The organism is Saccharopolyspora hordei, from assembly GCF_013410345.1.
GTDB lineage: Bacteria > Actinomycetota > Actinomycetes > Mycobacteriales > Pseudonocardiaceae > Saccharopolyspora > Saccharopolyspora hordei.
In genome coordinates this window covers 370,390-386,766 of the sequence record NZ_JACCFJ010000001.1, presented here as the reverse complement: position 1 = coordinate 386,766, position 16,377 = coordinate 370,390, and the positions used below count along the sequence as shown (strand labels likewise).

Below are 16,377 nucleotides of genomic sequence, written 5' to 3'. Positions count from 1 at the left end.
ACTGCCGCCTTAGCTCAGTCGGCCAGAGCGACGCACTCGTAATGCGTAGGTCGAGGGTTCGATTCCCTCAGGCGGCTCCGCCGGAAGGCCCCGGTCCCCCTCGCGTGGACCGGGGCCTTCGTCGTCTCCAGGTGCTCGGGTCCCCCGTCGTTCCCCCACGACTGCGACCGCACCGAGGCACACCCGCGGGCAGCCACGCGTGGGCAGTGTGACCGAGTTCCGGTCGAGACCCTCGTCAGCTGTGCCGCGCGGTGCGCCTGGGCCCCTGACCATCACCCGCGCTGCGGGCACGGCGAGGCCGTCCGTGCTGAGGGATCGACAACAAGACGGCCGATGATGATGGAGGTGGCGAAGCGGGTGCGCCCCGAGACCGTGCTCGCGCGAGGTGGCGCGGCGCGGCTCACGGCGTTCTCCGGTTCACGCGACCAGGAGAGCACCGGGGGCAGTGCGCAGAAGGGACCCGCGGCCTCGGCCTGCCGGGCCGGCACCTGCGGACTGCCGGCGTTCGGGGTCCAGGACTGCTCGTGTCCCCGGGAGCGCGCTCGGGGAGGGGCCTGCCGGGCTCCGGCAGGCCGCCGTCCCCACGTCGCGGGTCGGTGGAGGACCGACGTCGCAGTCTACGAAGGGCGGGCGCTGCGGGGAATCGGCCGACTCGGCGAACCGTCCTGGGCGCCCGCGCGTCCGATCGGCCCCGGTCGTCGCAGAAAGCACTGGCGCTCACAGATTTCCCAGTTAAGATCTTCGTACTCGTCCAGGTGGGTTACACGGCCACCGGGACACGCGGCGGCGGGCGACTGTCGGGGGCGCCCGCCCACAACCCAGCGAGGCACCCATGCACCACGACGGCATCGCTCGACGACCCGCTCCGACAGCCGGCGTCCGCATCTCGCGCCGCGCCGGGACCCGCCCGATCCGCTCCACCACGAAGCACCGCGACCCCCGGCGGGAGCCCTGCGCGACCGCGCCGGCCCGCCGGGCCGCCTGAGCGACGCAGCACTGCGTCCTCGCTGAACCGGCCCCGGACGGTGGAGGACCCCGGCGTTCCACCGTGCGCGGCCCGGGAACCGCTCGCGCCGCCGCTCGACCACGACGACGAGCACCGGGTGCACCCGGTGGAACGGCAGGGGATCGTCGGGGAGCGGATCGCGCCGCCGACCGTCGGCACCGAGCGGGAGGTGCTGCGGGGCCACCTGGAGTTCCGCCGCGCCACGCTGGCGATGACGTGCGCGGTCCTGGACGACGACGCGTTGCGCCGGCGGTCCTGCCCGCCGTCGACGTTGTCGCTGCTCGGCCTGGTCCGGCACATGGCCGAGGTGGAGCGGGCGTGGTTCCGGTGCACCATCGCCGGCGAGGACCTCCCGCTGGTCTGGTCGGACGACGGCGACTTCCACCGGGCCCACGACCCGAGGGCCGCGCGGAGGCGTTCGCGGCCTGGCAGGCCGAGGTCGAGCACGCGCGGCGGATCGACCGCGCAGCGGACTCGCTGGACATGACCGTCCACAGTGCCCGGTGGGGGCAGGACACCTCGCTGCGCGCGGTGGTGCTCCACGTGATCATCGAGTACGCCCGCCACAACGGGCACGCCGACTTCCTCCGCGAAGCCATCGACGGCACCGTCGGGGTGTGCGGCCTCAGGACCCGCAGACCGTCGCGGCGACGGCGCCCACCGCCGGCACGTGAGCCACGAGCGCGGCGCAGACCAGGGCAGCGCCCCGCGTGAGGCGGTGTCCGCGCTGTTCGTCACGGTGTTCGGCACCGCGATCTCGCTCGGCGGGCGCACTCGCCCCGCCCGCGGCGGCCGTGCTGGGGGCCGTGCTGGTGCTGGCCGCGCTCGCCGCCGGCCGAGCGCCCCCGTCCGCCTGAGGCCGAAGCCGGTCAGAGCGTGGCCAGGGCCTGGGCGAAGTCCTCGACGAGGTCCTCGGGGTTCTCCACGCCGACGCTGATGCGCACCAGGTCGTCGGTGATGCCGAGGGCCTCGCGGTCCGCCCTGCTCATGCCCGCGTGCGAGGTCGCGGCCGGGCGGGTGATGAGCGACTCCACCCCGCCGAGGCTCGGTGCGCTGAAGGGGAGCCGGACCGCGTCGATGAGCGCCCGGGCCGCGGCCTCGCCGCCCGCGAGCCGGATGCTGAGCATCCCGCCGAACCCGGTGAACAGCTCGGCGGCGTGCGCGTGGTCCGGGTGCGAGGCCAGCCCCGGGTAGTTCACCTCCACGACCCCCGGGTGGGCGGCGAGGAACTCGGCCAGGGCCTGGGCGTTGGCGTTCTGCGCGCGGACGCGCAGCGCCAGCGTCTTCAGCCCGCGCGCCAGCAGGAAGCCGGCGTGCGGGTCGAGGCTGCCGCCGAAGTGGTTGGCCGTGGTCCGGGCGCGTTCCACCAGCTCAGCGCGGCCCGCGATGACGCCCGCGACGATGTCGGAGTGCCCGTTGAGGTACTTCGTCGCGCTGTGCAGCACCAGGTCGAAGCCGGCCTCGGCGGGGCGGAAGTTCACCGGCGTGGCGAAGGTGTTGTCGATCAGGCTGACCAGGCCGTGGCGCCGGGCGAACTCGACGACCTCGCGGAGCCTGGTGACCCGCATGAGCGGGTTGGCGATGCTCTCCACCAGGACCGCCTTCGTGTTCGGCCGGGCCTCCCAGGTGTCCGGGCGCTGCGGGTCGATGAAGGTGACCTCCCACCCGAAGTCGGCGGCGTGCTCGGTGAGGAAGTCGTGCGTGCCGCCGTAGAGGCAGTGGCCGGCGAGCAGGTGGTCGCCGGAACGCAGCACGCTGTGCAGGGCCGTGGAGATCGCGGCCATGCCGGACGTGGTCGCCAGCGCCGCGTCGGTCCCCTCCAGCGCGGCGAGCTTGTCGTACAGGTAGGTCTGCGACGGCGTGGAGTTCAGCCGGATGTAGCTGAGGTCGTGGTACTCGGTCCCGGGCGGCACCGAGTAGACGGTGCTCTGGTAGATGGGGTAGACCACGGAGCCCTCCGGGCCCGGTCGCCGTTCACCGCCGTGCACCGCCACCGTCTCGATCCGCGATCCGCCCACCGCGACCTCCCGTCCGCGTCACCGATTCCGCCGCCACCCTAAGTCGGCGACCACCCGCGCACGAGCACGGCCCTGGGGCGCGACCTGCGAGGTCGTGCCCCAGGGCGCGGGGTGGGCAGCAGGTGGTCGCGCGCGGTAGCCGTGCCCCGGACGGGCCCCTCGTCCGAGTGATGTTGGCCGGGGGATGCTCTCGCCTCGCCCGGGGACGCCCGAGAGATCGCTCGAACGGGTGAGTTTCGGCGGAGCGGAGGGGTGAATCGGCGGCGCATCGGAGGGGCAGCACCCTCCGTGAGGAACGGAGGGGGATTCACGTCGCCCGCCGTCTCGGTTCACCGAGAATCGTGACCACTGTGGACTCTCCGTGATCGTCGCGATTCCGTGTGGCGGATTTCGCGAGTACTCCGGCGGGGTTTCGTGAATTCCGTTCCGCTCATTCCATCGGACCAATTCCGGAATGCACCGGCGAAAGGGCTCGGTTGGAATCGCTTCGAGCCGCGCACGCGCCGTGCCGAATGGAATGCGGCGCTCCTGCGGAATTCAGCCCGGCCACCCGTCCACCGCGGCGGGAGGCGGGAGGAGTGGAAATCTGATGGCAATTCGATGCAAGACCGCGCTGGGCGGTCTCGCCGTCCTCGTCGCGACCAGCCTCGCCTGGGCGGGCGCCGATCTGTCCGCCGCCACCACGGCGCGTCCCGAGCACCCCGCCCCCGCAGCCCGCTCCGTCGTCGACGTCGCTGCTCCGCGGGCCGCGCCGGCCCCGCCGCCGGTCCCCACGCCGACCCCGGAGCCGGCCCCGGCGCGGGCCGCGGAGTGGGTCGCGCCGACCGAGGGCGAGATCAGCAGCGGTTTCGGCGTGCGGTGGGGGACCGTGCACCGCGGCGTCGACGTGGCCAACGACGTGGGCACCCCGATCCGAGCCGCGTCGCACGGAGTCGTCATCGATTTCGGACCGGCCAGCGGGTACGGCCTGTGGATCCGGATCCGGCACCCGCGCGACGTCATTTCCACCTACGGCCACATCGACGACGGGTTCGTCAGCGTCGGCCAGTACGTGCGCGCGGGACAGCTGATCGCGACGATGGGCGATCGCGGCGAATCCACCGGCCCCCACTTGCACTTCCAGATCGAGGTCTCCGGAGAAGCGGTCGACCCGGTGCAGTTCTACGCCGAACGGTCCGCGGAACTCGTCGACTGACTCCCCGGACCCGGTGAACCGTCCCGCGCCCAGCGCTGCCACAGTGTCAGGCCCGGAGCTGGTCGCGCCGCCGGCGATCGCGCCACCCGCTGTTGTCACTGCGGAGTACCACGCGGCGATCGACCTGGTGAACCAGCGGCGATCACTCGGCGCAGCAGGACGTGGGTCGCGCAGCCGAGCGGGCCATCACCCTCCTGGCCGATTGTCGTCGTGCTCCGGGAGCTACTTCGATCGCACTCGACGCGCTGGAAGGATAGTGATGGAGCGAGTGGACACGGCTGGGATCGTCGGCGGCGGAGTGCTGGCCGGGAGCAACCGGCCGGAGACCTGCGAACGACGGATCGCGGAACGCTCTGAACAGCTCTACCGAGCCCGCCTGGTCCAGCGGTTGCGGTTGCTGTGGGCGGTCCCGGGCAACCTGCTGCTGCTCGGGCTGGGAGCGCTCTCGCTGGCGTTATGGGGGCTCGCGATACCTGTCGGAGTGATCTTCGTGCTGGCGGTCGCTTCCACCGCCGTGTCGGCGAAGCTGTTGTACGGCCAGCACTTTAAGGTCCGCGCGGTGGAGTCAGAACTGCGTGCGCTGGAGCACGGGTATCGCGAGCACCTGCTGGACGAACTGGGGAACGGGGACCTGCTGGGGGCGCGCAAGCGCTACCGGGCGCAGCTGCCGGACCTCGTCGAGCGCTACCGCGACGAGGCCCGCCGCGACCGGTGGAAGGACAACGCCCTGCAGACGGTGGTCATCGGCGGCTCGGCGGTGACCGCGGTGGTCACCGCGATCGCGGTGTCCGTCGTGGACGCCCGCTGGCCCGCGGTGGTGCTGAGCCTGCTGGTCGCGGTGGCCGCGGCGTTCGCGGGGTACGCGAAGTACCGGGACCGCGCGCACGAGCTGCAGCGCACCGCGGACGCCCTGGAGCGGGAGTACGAGTCCGTGGAGCTGCGGGTCGGGCGCTACCGGCGGTTCGACGACGAGCGCGAGGCGTACGCGGAGTTCGCCGACGCGGTGGACGCGCTGCGGGCCGAGCAGGCGCGGCGGTTGCCGACGGCAGTGATCGACACCCTCGGCCAGTAGTCGCGCGAGGGACGTGTCGCCCGGAAGTGATTGGCGTGGCGCGGAATTCGGTCACTGAACGTCGACATTTCCCACCATGGTGATCGCTGAACAGTGGTGAGTGATCCTTCCGTAATCTCCGCCGCGGCACAGGAAGTCCGCCTGTGCAGAGAGGAGCATTGCGATGAAGCGCACCCTGACGGCTGCGGCCGCTGTGCTGGTCGGCGGCGCCGGTGCCGCCGGCTTCGCCGCCACCGCGAACGCCGCTGAGACCCCGCAGCTGCCCACCGATGTGCCCGCGGACAGCGCCCTCGCGCAGGCCGCGTACCACGCAGCGGGCGCGCTGGAGTCCGCGAAGCGGACCGTGGGCGACGTGGTCCTGCTGGAGGAGCACCTCACCGGTCGCAGCGGCGACCGCGTCAGCGGCCTCGCCACCGACGCGCTCGACACCGTCGGCGGCACGCACGTCGACACCACCGGCGTGGTCCGCGAGGTGGCCCCGGTCGGGCAGGTCCTGCCCGCCGCCGGGGACGCCGCCGAGGAGCTGGTGCCCACCGGTGTCGCGCCGGTCCTGGACGACCTGCAGCCCCAGCCCACGACCCTGCCCGCGCACGACGTCGACCTGGTCGGCGAGACGGTCAACGGCGTCGTCGACAGCACCACGCTGGGCCGCACCGATGGCCCGCTGGGCATCTCCGGCGGCAGCACCGACGTGGCCGGTGGCCTGACCCAGGGCCTGCCTGTCGGCGAGGCCGCGACCCCGACCGACGTGCTGGACACCGCCAACGACCTGCTCACCCACAGCCCGCTCGGCGGGTGATCCCCGCGGCGGACCGCACGCCGTCCGCCTCCGCCGCACCCCGCCCGAGGGTGCCCCGCAGCGCTCGCCGGCAGCGCCCCCGAACGACAGGCTCGATGGCCCCCGTGACACCGCGGGGGCCATCCTCGTGTCCGGGGGTCGGACGCGTGCACCACTGCTGCGCTGGACGGGTGATCGCACTGGGCCGAACGGGTGCAGTGCTCCCGGTGGACATCATCGGCCGGGTAGCCGTGTGCTCTCCCTCTCGCGGAGGGAGGAGACGTGATGCTGTGGTCGGTCCTCATCGCTGTGACCGGTGCGGCGCTCGCCGCTCCCGGCGTGCGGCGGTACGCGCTCCGGCGCCGGGCGGTGTCCCGCGCGCGGGCCGAGCTCGCCTGGTTCGCCCAGCAGCGCCCGCGGCCTGACCGGCGCCGATGACGTGTCCCAGCGCACAGCACCCTCGCGTTGCCCCGCCCGATCGAGGGATGGATGTTGTCCCCGTGCAGTAGTTGCGCCGCTGCAACGGTTCCTGGGGAGAACGGCGCACCACCGGGCTCGTGCACCAGCTCCACGCGAGGAGAAGCAATGTCGGAAGAGGCTGTGCAGACGACGCGGGCAGACGAGCCCGCGCTCAGCCAGCGCCAGATCATGACCGTGCTGGTCGGTCTCCTGATGGGGCTGTTCCTGGGCGCCCTCGACCAGACCATCGTCAGCTCCGCGATCCGGGTCATCGCCGACGAGCTGCACGGGCAGACCGCGCAGGCGTGGATCACCACCGCGTACCTGATCACGTCGACCATCTCGACGCCGCTGTACGGCAAGCTCTCGGACATCTACGGCCGGAAACCGCTGTACCTGACCGCCATCTCGCTGTTCCTGGCCGGGTCGCTGCTGTGCGGCCTGGCCGGCTCGATCTACCAGCTCGCCGCCTTCCGCGCGGTGCAGGGCCTCGGCGCCGGCGGTCTGATGTCGCTGGGCCTGACGATCGTCTCGGACATGGTCCCGCCCCGGGAGCGCGGCCGCTACCAGGGCTACTTCATGGCGGTGTTCGGCATCGCCAGCGTGATCGGCCCGGTGATCGGCGGGCTGTTCGCGGGCATGGACACCTTCCTGGGCGTCGACGGCTGGCGCTGGGTGTTCCTGGTGAACCTGCCGTTCGGGCTGGTCGCGGTCGCCGTCGTGGCGAAGGTGCTCAACGTCGTCAGCGAGCGGGTGCAGCACCGCGTCGACTACCTGGGCGCGGCGGCGCTGGTCGTGACGCTCGTGCCGCTGCTGACCGTGGCCGAGCAGGGCCGCGAGTGGGGCTGGGGCTCGACGCTGTCGCTGACCATGTACGGCATCGGGGCACTGGGCCTGGTGCTGTTCCTGCTCGCCGAGCGCCGGATGGGGGCGGAGGCGCTGCTGCCGCTGCGGCTGTTCCGCCTGCCGTCGTTCCGGCTGGGCAACACGCTCAACTTCCTGGTCGGCATCGGCATGTTCGGCGGGCTGACGACCGTGCCGCTGTACCTGCAGATCGTCAAGGGCCTGGACCCGACGCAGGCGGGCCTGATGCTGCTGCCGATGTCCCTCGGGATCGGCTCGACCAGCGGCATGGTGGGCAAGGTGGTCGCCCGCACCGGTCGGCTGAAGCCGTTCCCCATCATCGGCACGGCGCTGATGGCGGTCTCGCTGTTCCTGCTGAGCCGGATCGGGGTGGACAGCTCGCTGGTCACGCTGGGGCTGATCACGTTCGTGATGGGCGCCGGCCTCGGCATGCTCATGCAGACCCTGACCCTGGTGGTGCAGACCGACGCCTCCCAGGGCGACCTGGGCGTGGCGACCGGGTCGGTGAACCTGTTCCGGCAGACCGGCGGCACGGTGGGCGCGGCGACCCTGCTGTCCATCCTGTTCAGCACGGTCGGCGACAACATCGGGACCGCGATGCGCGCGGCGGCGTCCTCGCCGGAGTTCCTCGCGGCGCTCAAGGACCCGGCGGTGCGCAACGACCCGGTGACCCGGCCCTACCTGGAGGCGGTGCGCGACGGGCAGCCGATGGACCTCAACGACACGTCGTTCCTGCACCACCTGGACCCGCGCCTGGCCCACCCGGTCCTGGAGGGCTTCGCGGACTCGATGAGCACCGTGTTCATCACCGGGGGCTGCGTGATGGTGGTCGCCTTCGCGCTGACCTGGCTGCTCCGCAACGTCCGCCTCGACTGACCCGGGGCAGGCGCGTCACCCGGGGCGCACCCGGTCGCAGGCAGGACTCTCGGCACCAGCGGCGGTCCAGGAGCTGTCGTCCGCCGGCCGGGCGTGGGTGGGGCGCGGCGGTGGTCCAGCCGCTGCCGCGCACCCACCGGCCCGTGGTGCTGTCCACAGGGTTGTCCACAGGAACGCCCAGTTGTCCCCAAGTCTGTGGACAACTGGGCGCTGGGGGAAGACAAAGCCCTCCCTCGCGCGGTCGCGGGGAGGGCTCGCTCTCGGTGCTGGGCGTCAGTGGCCCTGCTCCTTGGCCCGCTGGTACGAGCGCTCGATCTCCGCTTCGGCCTCGGTGCGGCCGACCCACGTCGCACCCTCCACGCTCTTGCCGGGCTCCAAGTCCTTGTACACCTCGAAGAAGTGCTGGATCTCGAGCTTGTAGAACTCGGCGAGGTGGTGGATGTCGCGCAGGTGCTCCTGCCGCGGGTCGTCCGAGGGCACGCAGATGACCTTGTCGTCGCCGCCCTTCTCGTCCCGCATCCGGAACATGCCGATGGCCCGCGACTTGATCAGGCAGCCGGGGAAGGTCGGCTCCTGGACCAGCACCAGCGCGTCCAACGGGTCGCCGTCCTCGCCGAGGGTGTCCTCGATGAACCCGTAGTCGGCCGGGTACTGGGTGGCGGTGAACAGCGTCCGGTCGAGACGGATGCGCCCCGTCTCGTGGTCCACCTCGTACTTGTTCCGGTTCCCCTTGGGGATCTCGATCGTGACGTCGAAGTCCACGCGGTTCCTCACTCGTCTTGCGTCGGATGCAGCCGCCCGCTCCGGCGCGCGGCCACGTCTAGTGTGGACCACGGCAGCGCACCGAGCCCCACCGCAGTGCGGGAGCTCGCAATCTGGCAGGCTGGCGATCTGTCGAGGAGGAGCACGTGCCCGAACCCCAGAACAACCGGGGTGAGGTGGTCGAAACCGGCGCTCGGGCGGTGTCGCCGGACAGCGAGAGCGCCAGCCGGACCGCTGCGTCGGCACCGAACCGGCCTGCGGACGCCCCCGCCCCGGAGGCATCGGACGCCACCCCACCCGAGACCGACCGCACCGCGGACGCCGACGCAGCGACGGAGGACAGCGCTGCGCAGCCCGGTGCGGTCGACGGCGCGGGGACCGCGCGCACGGGCTCGGTGACGAAGCGCGTGTCGGGCGCGCTGCGCGACCCGGAGGCGCACAGCGACGGCGCCGGGGACGCGGAGACGGCCCGGTCGCAGACCGCCGACCGCGCGGAGCAGGGCAGCGGCGCCAGCGCCTCGAAGCGCGTCGCGGGCAGCCTGGTGCAGGACTCGGCCCCGGCCGGGGACGGTCAGGCGGGGGCCGACGCCGTGTCGTCCGAAGTCGGCGAGGCCGCCGGCTCGGCCCCGGCCGAGGACGGTGCCGCGGAGACACCCCCGGCCGGGAGTGCTGGGGAGGACCCGGCCGAGAGCTCCGCTGGAGGTGCGGTCGCGGCCGAGGGGAGCTCGGCCCCGGCCAAGAAGGCCGCTGGGGGCCCGGCTTCCGGTGCGGGCACTGCGGCCCGGGACTCCGCGTCGACGGAGGCCGGCGCGGCCGAGGTGGACGCACGCGCAGCCGAGGCCTCGGCTGCGGCGGGCACCAACGACGGCGGCTCAGCAGCGGAGGGCGGCAGCGCTCCGGCGGCTGCTGGGAGCGGGACCGCAGACGGCACTGCCGACCCGGCGGAGAGCGCTGCGCCGGAGTCCGCGCAGGACGGTGGCGCGGCGGCAGGCGAGGCCGCCGACAGTGCTGCCGACCAGGGCGAACCCTCGACGTCCGCGAGCAGCGGCAGCCAGGAGGACCAGCGGACGACCTCGGACACCGAGCAGGCGGCCGCCGCGAACGAGCCCGACACCGCGTCGGCGGACGAAGGTCAGGCCGGAGGTCACGCGGCCGGGTCGAGCAGCGAAGCCGGATCGGACGACCAGGGAGCGGAGCGCGCGGCTGCGGCCGGCAGCGACTCCCGTTCCGACGGGCAGGCGCAGGCCGCGTCCGAGCCCGAGACCGCCGCTGGTCAGGGAGGAGAGCGCGCGGCTGGGGCCGGCGGCGACTCCCGCTCCGGCGCGCAGGCACGGGCCGGAGCCGAGGCTGCGTCGAGCGGCCAGGCCGAGGAGCGCCCGACTGGCACCAGCGGTGACGCCGGTTCCGGCGCGCAGGCGCAGGCTGCCTCCGGGGCCGAGGCTGCGTCGAGCAGCCAGGCCGACGAGCGCGAGGCTGGGGCGGGCAGCGGCTCCGGCTCTGGAGACCAGGCCCCGGCTCGCTCCGGGACGGAGGCCCCGTCGAGCGAGCCTGTCGGGGAGCGCGCGGCTGGCACCAGCGGTGGCCCTGGCGCGCAGCCGCAGGCCGGGGCTGGGGAAGCCCCGGGTGACCAGGGCGGAGGTGCTGCCGTCGCTGGTGGCGGCGGTGCGGCTGCCGCCGCGCAGGACGGTGACGCCGCTGGTGCGCGAGCCGACGGGTCTGCGGCCTCGGGAGGCTCGGTCGAGCGGGACGGGGCGGAGAGCTCCGGAGGCGGGACGCCCAGCGCGCCCGCGGAGGCTGCGGAGACCGGGGCGTCCGCACGGGGCACCGTCGACCGCGACCCTGCTGCGCAGCAGCGCCTGACCCGGGCCGACGAGGAGGGGGCCGCCGAGGACCGGGCCTCCGGAGCAGCGCAGGACCAGGCCGCCGGTGCGGAGCAGGACCGCGACCAGGCTCCGGCGCAGGGCGACGACCACGGCGACGGACAGGTCGGAGCCGAGCGGGCCTCCGACAGCTCGGAGGGCGAGGACGAGCCCTCCGCCGCGCCTGCCAGTGCAGCTGCGCAGGCCGCCGACGAGGCGGATCGGTCGGCGGAAGCGGGACCCGCTGAGCAGGCCCCTGCTCCCAGCGCTTCCGAGGAGCAGCAGGCTGCGCCGGAGTCGAGCGCTGCCGACGCCGCTGAGCAGGAGACCCCGGCCGGAGCGGCCGCGCCGGAGGAGCAGGCGGCGCCGAGCGGCGAGCAGCCCGCGCCGCAGCCGTCCGCCGAGCCGAGCCCGGCTGAGTCGCCCCAGGTCGAGCGAGCCTCGGCCGAGTCGCCCCAGGTCGAGGAGGATCCGTCCTCGGTCGAGGGGCGGTCAGCTCCGGCCGGAGCGGCCCAGGCCGAGGCTCCAGCCGGACCGGGTGAGGCACCGACCGAGCCGCCCCAGGTCGAGCCGAGCCAGGCCGGGCCGGCTCCGGCTGAGTCGGCGCAGGCTGGACCCACCCAGCCCGAGTCCGCTCCGGCCGAGCGGACTGCGGCTGAGTCGGCGGCGACCGAGCCGGTCGAGGCGCGGCCGACCCCAGCCGAGCCGGCCAAGGGTGAGGCAGCACCGACCAAGCCCATCAGGACCGAGCCGACGCCGGCCGAGGGCGAGACGGCTCCCGCCGCGGAGGAGCAGGCCTCGGCCGAGTCCAGCTCGGTCGAGTCGGCCCCCGCTGAGCCGACCCCCACTGAGGCGGCCGAGGCGGAGCCGACCGCCGAGGGGGAGCCAGCACCGGCCGCGCCGACTCCGGCCGAGCGGGCCGCGGGGGAGCCCACCCCGGAGCGAACCGCAGCGGAGTCGACCCCGGCTGAGAAGCCCACCTCGGCGGAGCCGGCGCCCGCTGCCGAGCCCACCTCGACCGAGCCGACCGCCGCCGAGCCGACCGCGGCTGAGGAGCCCGCCGCCGAGCGCGCGGACGACGGTGGTGCCCCGGCAGCCGAGGACGCGCCGGAGACCGCCGGTGCGCAGCCGTCCGCGCCCGAGGGGCAGGTGGCTCCGCCGCCGACCGCGGTGGAGCAGACGCAGCAGTTCCGGCCGATCACCGACGTGCCGCCGGCGGGCGACGGTGCCGTGCTGCCGGAGCAGCGGATCGACGCCACCCAGCAGATCCCGCGGATCCCGGCGGACCCCGCGGAGCAGGCGGTCGAGGCCACCCGGCAGGAGGTGCCTGCTGAGGAGGAGGTCGAGAAGACCACCCGGATCGACCTCTCCGAGCTCCGGGCCGCCACCGGCTCCGGACCGGACACCGACTCGGGGCCGGCGACGCAGCAGATCCCGGTGGTGCCGCCGACCGAGCCCGCCGAGGAGACCCAGCAGTTCGCGCGCCCGGACTTCGACGGCCCGCGCCCGGCGACCGCCGCCGACTTCGTGGGGATGACCGCCCCGGCCGCTCCGGCGGACTTCGCGGGGCTGGGCGCTCCGCCGGCGTCCCCGACGGGCCAGGACGCGCCCCCGCCCGCCGCGTCCCCGGCCGACTTCGCCGGGCTGGGCACTCCGGCGGACCAGGGCGCGCCGCCGCGGCGCTCCGGCCCGCCCACCGCCTCCCCGGAGGACTTCGCCGGGCTCACCACGACGCGGGCGCAGCCCCAGCGCATCGAGCCGGCCGGCGCCCCACCGGGGCGGTTCGCCGCCCCGGAGCGGGCGGAGCCGCAGCACATCCCGCCGGGCACCGACCGGCCCGCGCCGCCGAAGCGCAGCCGCACGTCGCTCGTCGCGCTCGCGGCGGTGGTCGTGGTGCTGCTCGGCGCGGGCATCGGCCTCGGGCCGAAGCTGGTCGACGCGATCGTGCAGGCGCAGGTCGCCGACCCGCCGCCGCCCGTCCGGCTCACCCCGGCGATCAAGCCGCTGGCCCCGAACGCGCCGCAACCCACCCGGGCCGGGCTCGACGCGGCCCTCGCCGGGCCGCTCAGCAACCCCGCGCTGGGCACCCTCGCCGGGATCGTGCAGGACCCGCGGACCGGCGAGGTGCTGTGGGAGCAGGGCGCCACGCAACCGCTGGTCCCGGCCTCGACCGGCAAGCTGCTCGCGATGAGCGCCGCGCTGCTGGTGCTCGACCACGACCACCGGCTGACCACCAAGGTGGTGCGCGGTCGCGAGCCGGGCAGCGTGGTCCTGGTCGGTGGCGGCGACGTGACGCTGTCCACGCTGCCGCCCGGCGAGGAGTCGGTGTACCCGGGGGCCGCCCGGTTCGACGACCTGGTCGCCCAGGTGCGGGCCGCGACCGGCGGGACCGTCACCTCGGTGCAGGTCGACACCAGCCGGTACACCGGGCCGACCCTCGCGCCGGGCTGGCTGCCGTCGGACGTCGGCGCCGGGATGATGGCGCCGATGGAGCCGGTCATGCTCAACGGCGGCCGGAACGACCCGAAGGTCGACTACAGCCCGCGGACCACCGAACCGGCGCTGCAGGCCGCGCAGCGGCTCGCCGCCGGGCTCGGCGCCACGCACGTCTCGAAGGGCACCGCGCCGCCGGGCGCGCAGGTGCTGGGCCAGGTCCAGGGGCCGACGGTGCAGCAGATGGTGGACACCGCGATGCTGCACTCGGACAACATGCTCGCCGAGGTCCTCGCGCGCGAGGTCGCCATCGCCACCGGCGGGGACCCGTCCTTCGCGGGGTCGTGGAAGGCGGTCCGCGGCGTGCTGGCCAAGCACGGCTTCGACCTCACCGGGACCACCATGTCCGACGGCAGCGGGTTGTCCGTGGACGACCGGGCCACCCCGAAGCTGCTCGCCCAGCTGCTGAGCAAGGGCTCCACCCCGGCCAGCCCGGAGGGCGGGCTGGAGCCGGACGCGGCCAAGCTGCGCGGGCTGCTCACCGGCCTGCCGGTGGCCGGCGGGACCGGCAGCCTGCAGGACCGCTACGACGACAACGCGGGCCGCGGCTGGGTCCGGGCCAAGACCGGCACCCTGGACGGCGTCAACAGCCTCGCGGGCACGGTCGTGACGAAGGACGGCCGGTTGCTGGTGTTCGCGCTGATGTCGAACGGCCCGAGCTCGGCGGAGGAGGGCCGCAAGGCGCTGGACGCGGTCACCGAAGCCCTGCGCGGCTGCGGCTGCCGCTGACCGGTCCAGCGGGACGAGCGCAGAGACAGGGCGGGGGGCAGCGGGTACGGTCGTTCGTGTGAACGCCCGACCTTCCACCCTGCCGGCCCCGGTCCGGGGCACGGCCGGGGAGCATCGGGCGCTGGACTGGAACATCGCCGTCGCCACCGCCGTCCGGCTGATGAAGCCGGGTCCCGACGTGCCACGCGCCGAGGCCGAGCAGGCGGTCCGCGCCCTGCGGCAGTTCAGCGTCGAAGCCGAGACCCACGTCCGAGAGCTCACCGGCCTCGGCCAGGACCTGCCGATCATCGCGGGCGACGTCGTGGACCGGCCGTCCTGGGTGCGCGGCGCGGCCGACGGCCTCGCTGCCCTGACCGAGGCCGCGCTGACCTCGGCGGACGCCCGGACGCAGCGCGTCGACGACCTCTTCGGCGGGCTCACCGCGCGCGGCGCCGGGGTGCAGGCCGGGCTCGTGCTCGCCTACCTCGGGGGCAAGGTGCTGGGCCAGTTCGACCCGTACGGCGACTCCGGGGTCGCCGGCCAGCGCGGTCGCCTGCTGCTGGTGGCGCCGAACATCGTCGCGGCGCAGCGCTCCCTGGGCGTGCCCGCCGAGGACTTCGCGATGTGGGTGTGCCTGCACGAGTCCACCCACCGCCTGCAGTTCAACGCGGTGCCGTGGCTGCGCGAGCACTTCACCGAGAGCCTCGGCGTCCTCCTGTCGGAGATGGAGGGCACCACCGGTGAGCTGCTGGGCCGGTTCCCCGCCGTGCTGCGCGAGGCCCGGTCCCGCTCCGAGGACTCCAGCCCCGGCGTGCTCGGCGTGATCGAGCTGCTGCAGACGCCCGAGCAACGGCACGCGCTGGACCGGATCATCGCGATCTCCACCCTGCTGGAGGGCCACGCCGACCACGTGATGGACGCGGTGGGCCCGCAGGTGGTGCCGAGCGTGGCGACGATCCGCAGCCGCTTCACCGAGCGCCGCAAGGGCGGCGGCCTGCTCGACCGCCTGCTCCGCAGCCTGCTGGGCGTGGACGCCAAGATCCGGCAGTACGCGCAGGGCGCGGCGTTCACCCGCCGCGTGGTGGACGAGGTGGGCATGACCGGCTTCAACGCCGTCTGGGCCGCCCCCGAGAACCTGCCGACCCGCGCCGAGATCTCCGACCCCGCCCGCTGGATCCGCCGCGTCCACGGCTGACCGAGGTGCCGTCCTCCGCGCGTGCGCGTGCGGGGAGAATGGCGGGGTGCCGCCGCCTCCCGCCGTCAGTGCTGTGCGCAGCGCCGTCCGGCGCCTGCTCAGCTCCCCGGAGGCCGCGCCGTTCCGGGGCGCTCCGCTGGTCGTCGCGTGCTCCGGCGGCGCCGACTCCCTGGCGCTCGCCGCGGCCGCCGCGCACGTCGCCCGCCGCACCGGCGTCGAGCTGCGCGGACTGGTGGTGGACCACGGGCTGCAGGACACCTCCGCCGAGGTCGCCGCGCGCGCCGCGGACCAGCTCGCCGCGCTCGGGGCCGACGCCGAGGTGGTCCGGGTCCGGGTCGAGGGCTCCGGTGGTCTGGAGGCCGCCGCGCGTCGCGCGCGCTACCGGGCGCTGCGCGAACGCCGGCCGCCCGGCTCCCTGGTCCTGCTCGGCCACACCCTCGACGACCAGGCCGAGACCGTGCTGCTCGGGCTCGGCCGCGGCTCCGGCGCGCGGTCGATCGCGGGCATGCGGCCGCTGGACCCGCCGTGGGCCCGGCCGTTCCTGGACGTGCGCCGGGCGACCACCGAGGCGGCGTGCCGCGAGCTCGGCCTCGAACCCTGGCGGGACCCGCACAACGCCGACGAGCGCTTCACCCGTGTGCGGTTGCGCACACAAGTTCTTCCGCTGATGGAAGACGTGCTGCAAGGTGGCGTTCACGAGGCGTTGGCCCGGACTGCCCAGCAGCTGCGGGAGGACGCCGACGCGCTGGACGAGCTGGCTGCGGCGGAACGTCGCCGGGTCGAGGTCGGGGAAGGGCTGGATGCCTTGGCACTGCGGGAAAAACCGGCGGCGCTGCGGCGGCGGGTGGTGAAGGACTGGCTGCTCGAGCGGGGCGTTCCGGAGCTCACCGACGCGCACCTGCGCGCGGCCGATGCGCTGCTGTCGGACTGGCGCGGGCAGGGCGGCCCGGCGTTGCCGGGTGACTTTGTGCTCCGCCGCGCGCATGGCACGCTGCAAGTCGAAGCGGCGGGTCGCAAGCCGCCGAACGGCTGACTTGTCGAGGCTGGGGCGCGCGCAGCACCCGGGGGGAAACCGATCCGACGAAGAGGGGA

10 protein-coding genes, 1 tRNA gene and 1 pseudogene are annotated in these 16,377 nt (G+C 74.5%); 10 read left to right on the top strand and 2 right to left on the bottom strand.

Features of this window, described 5'->3' with window-relative positions:
- Positions 1–3 precede the first annotated feature (3 nt).
- Both HNR68_RS01820 and HNR68_RS01815 read left to right on the top strand, forming a co-directional pair.
- Positions 4–77: transfer RNA gene (locus HNR68_RS01820), tRNA-Thr, on the top strand.
- Positions 78–1,127: 1,050 nt separating this feature from the next.
- A pseudogene (locus HNR68_RS01815) lies at positions 1,128–1,624 on the top strand (DinB family protein); the annotation flags it as partial.
- Between the two features lie 251 nt (positions 1,625–1,875).
- Here HNR68_RS01815 and HNR68_RS01810 read toward each other — a convergent pair.
- Positions 1,876–3,024, bottom strand: coding sequence for a PLP-dependent transferase (locus tag HNR68_RS01810; RefSeq protein ID WP_179716985.1), 1,149 nt, complete (start codon positions 3,022–3,024; stop codon positions 1,876–1,878).
- Positions 3,025–3,613: 589 nt separating this feature from the next.
- On the opposite strand from HNR68_RS01810, the gene HNR68_RS01805 reads away from it, so the two are divergent.
- The 5 genes from HNR68_RS01805 (at position 3,614) to HNR68_RS01785 (ending at position 8,268) form a co-directional block, all read left to right on the top strand.
- Entirely contained in the window at positions 3,614–4,219 is a 606-nt protein-coding gene (locus HNR68_RS01805) for a M23 family metallopeptidase (protein WP_179716983.1), read from the top strand.
- A 259-nt stretch (positions 4,220–4,478) separates the two neighbouring features.
- Positions 4,479–5,291, top strand: coding sequence for a DUF4231 domain-containing protein (locus HNR68_RS01800; RefSeq protein WP_179716981.1), 813 nt, complete (start codon positions 4,479–4,481; stop codon positions 5,289–5,291).
- A gap of 163 nt (positions 5,292–5,454) precedes the next feature.
- The gene (locus HNR68_RS01795) at positions 5,455–6,090 is read left to right on the top strand and encodes a hypothetical protein (protein WP_179716979.1); all 636 of its coding nucleotides are present in this window, start codon (positions 5,455–5,457) and stop codon (positions 6,088–6,090) included.
- Between the two features lie 264 nt (positions 6,091–6,354).
- Positions 6,355–6,507, top strand: coding sequence for a hypothetical protein (locus HNR68_RS01790; protein WP_179716977.1), 153 nt, complete (start codon positions 6,355–6,357; stop codon positions 6,505–6,507).
- A 147-nt stretch (positions 6,508–6,654) separates the two neighbouring features.
- A complete protein-coding gene (locus tag HNR68_RS01785) occupies positions 6,655–8,268 on the top strand; it encodes an MDR family MFS transporter (RefSeq protein ID WP_179716975.1) in 1,614 nt (537 codons plus the stop codon).
- Positions 8,269–8,541: 273 nt separating this feature from the next.
- Here the strand turns inward: HNR68_RS01785 and HNR68_RS01780 are convergent, their stop codons facing one another.
- Complete coding sequence (locus tag HNR68_RS01780) at positions 8,542–9,030, bottom strand: inorganic diphosphatase (RefSeq protein WP_179716973.1); 489 nt, start codon at positions 9,028–9,030, stop codon at positions 8,542–8,544.
- 146 nt (positions 9,031–9,176) lie between these two features.
- Here HNR68_RS01780 and dacB point away from each other — a divergent pair, with 146 nt between their 5' ends.
- Genes dacB through tilS form a run of 3 tightly spaced genes read left to right on the top strand, consistent with a single transcriptional unit; the run spans position 9,177 to position 16,318 of the window.
- Positions 9,177–14,111, top strand: coding sequence for a D-alanyl-D-alanine carboxypeptidase/D-alanyl-D-alanine endopeptidase (dacB, locus tag HNR68_RS27335; protein WP_179716971.1), 4,935 nt, complete (start codon positions 9,177–9,179; stop codon positions 14,109–14,111).
- A gap of 58 nt (positions 14,112–14,169) precedes the next feature.
- The gene (locus HNR68_RS01770; RefSeq protein WP_179716968.1) at positions 14,170–15,285 is read left to right on the top strand and encodes a zinc-dependent metalloprotease; all 1,116 of its coding nucleotides are present in this window, start codon (positions 14,170–14,172) and stop codon (positions 15,283–15,285) included.
- A 46-nt stretch (positions 15,286–15,331) separates the two neighbouring features.
- Entirely contained in the window at positions 15,332–16,318 is a 987-nt protein-coding gene (gene tilS, locus HNR68_RS01765; RefSeq protein WP_179716966.1) for a tRNA lysidine(34) synthetase TilS, read from the top strand.
- The last annotated feature ends 59 nt before the right edge of the window (positions 16,319–16,377 follow it).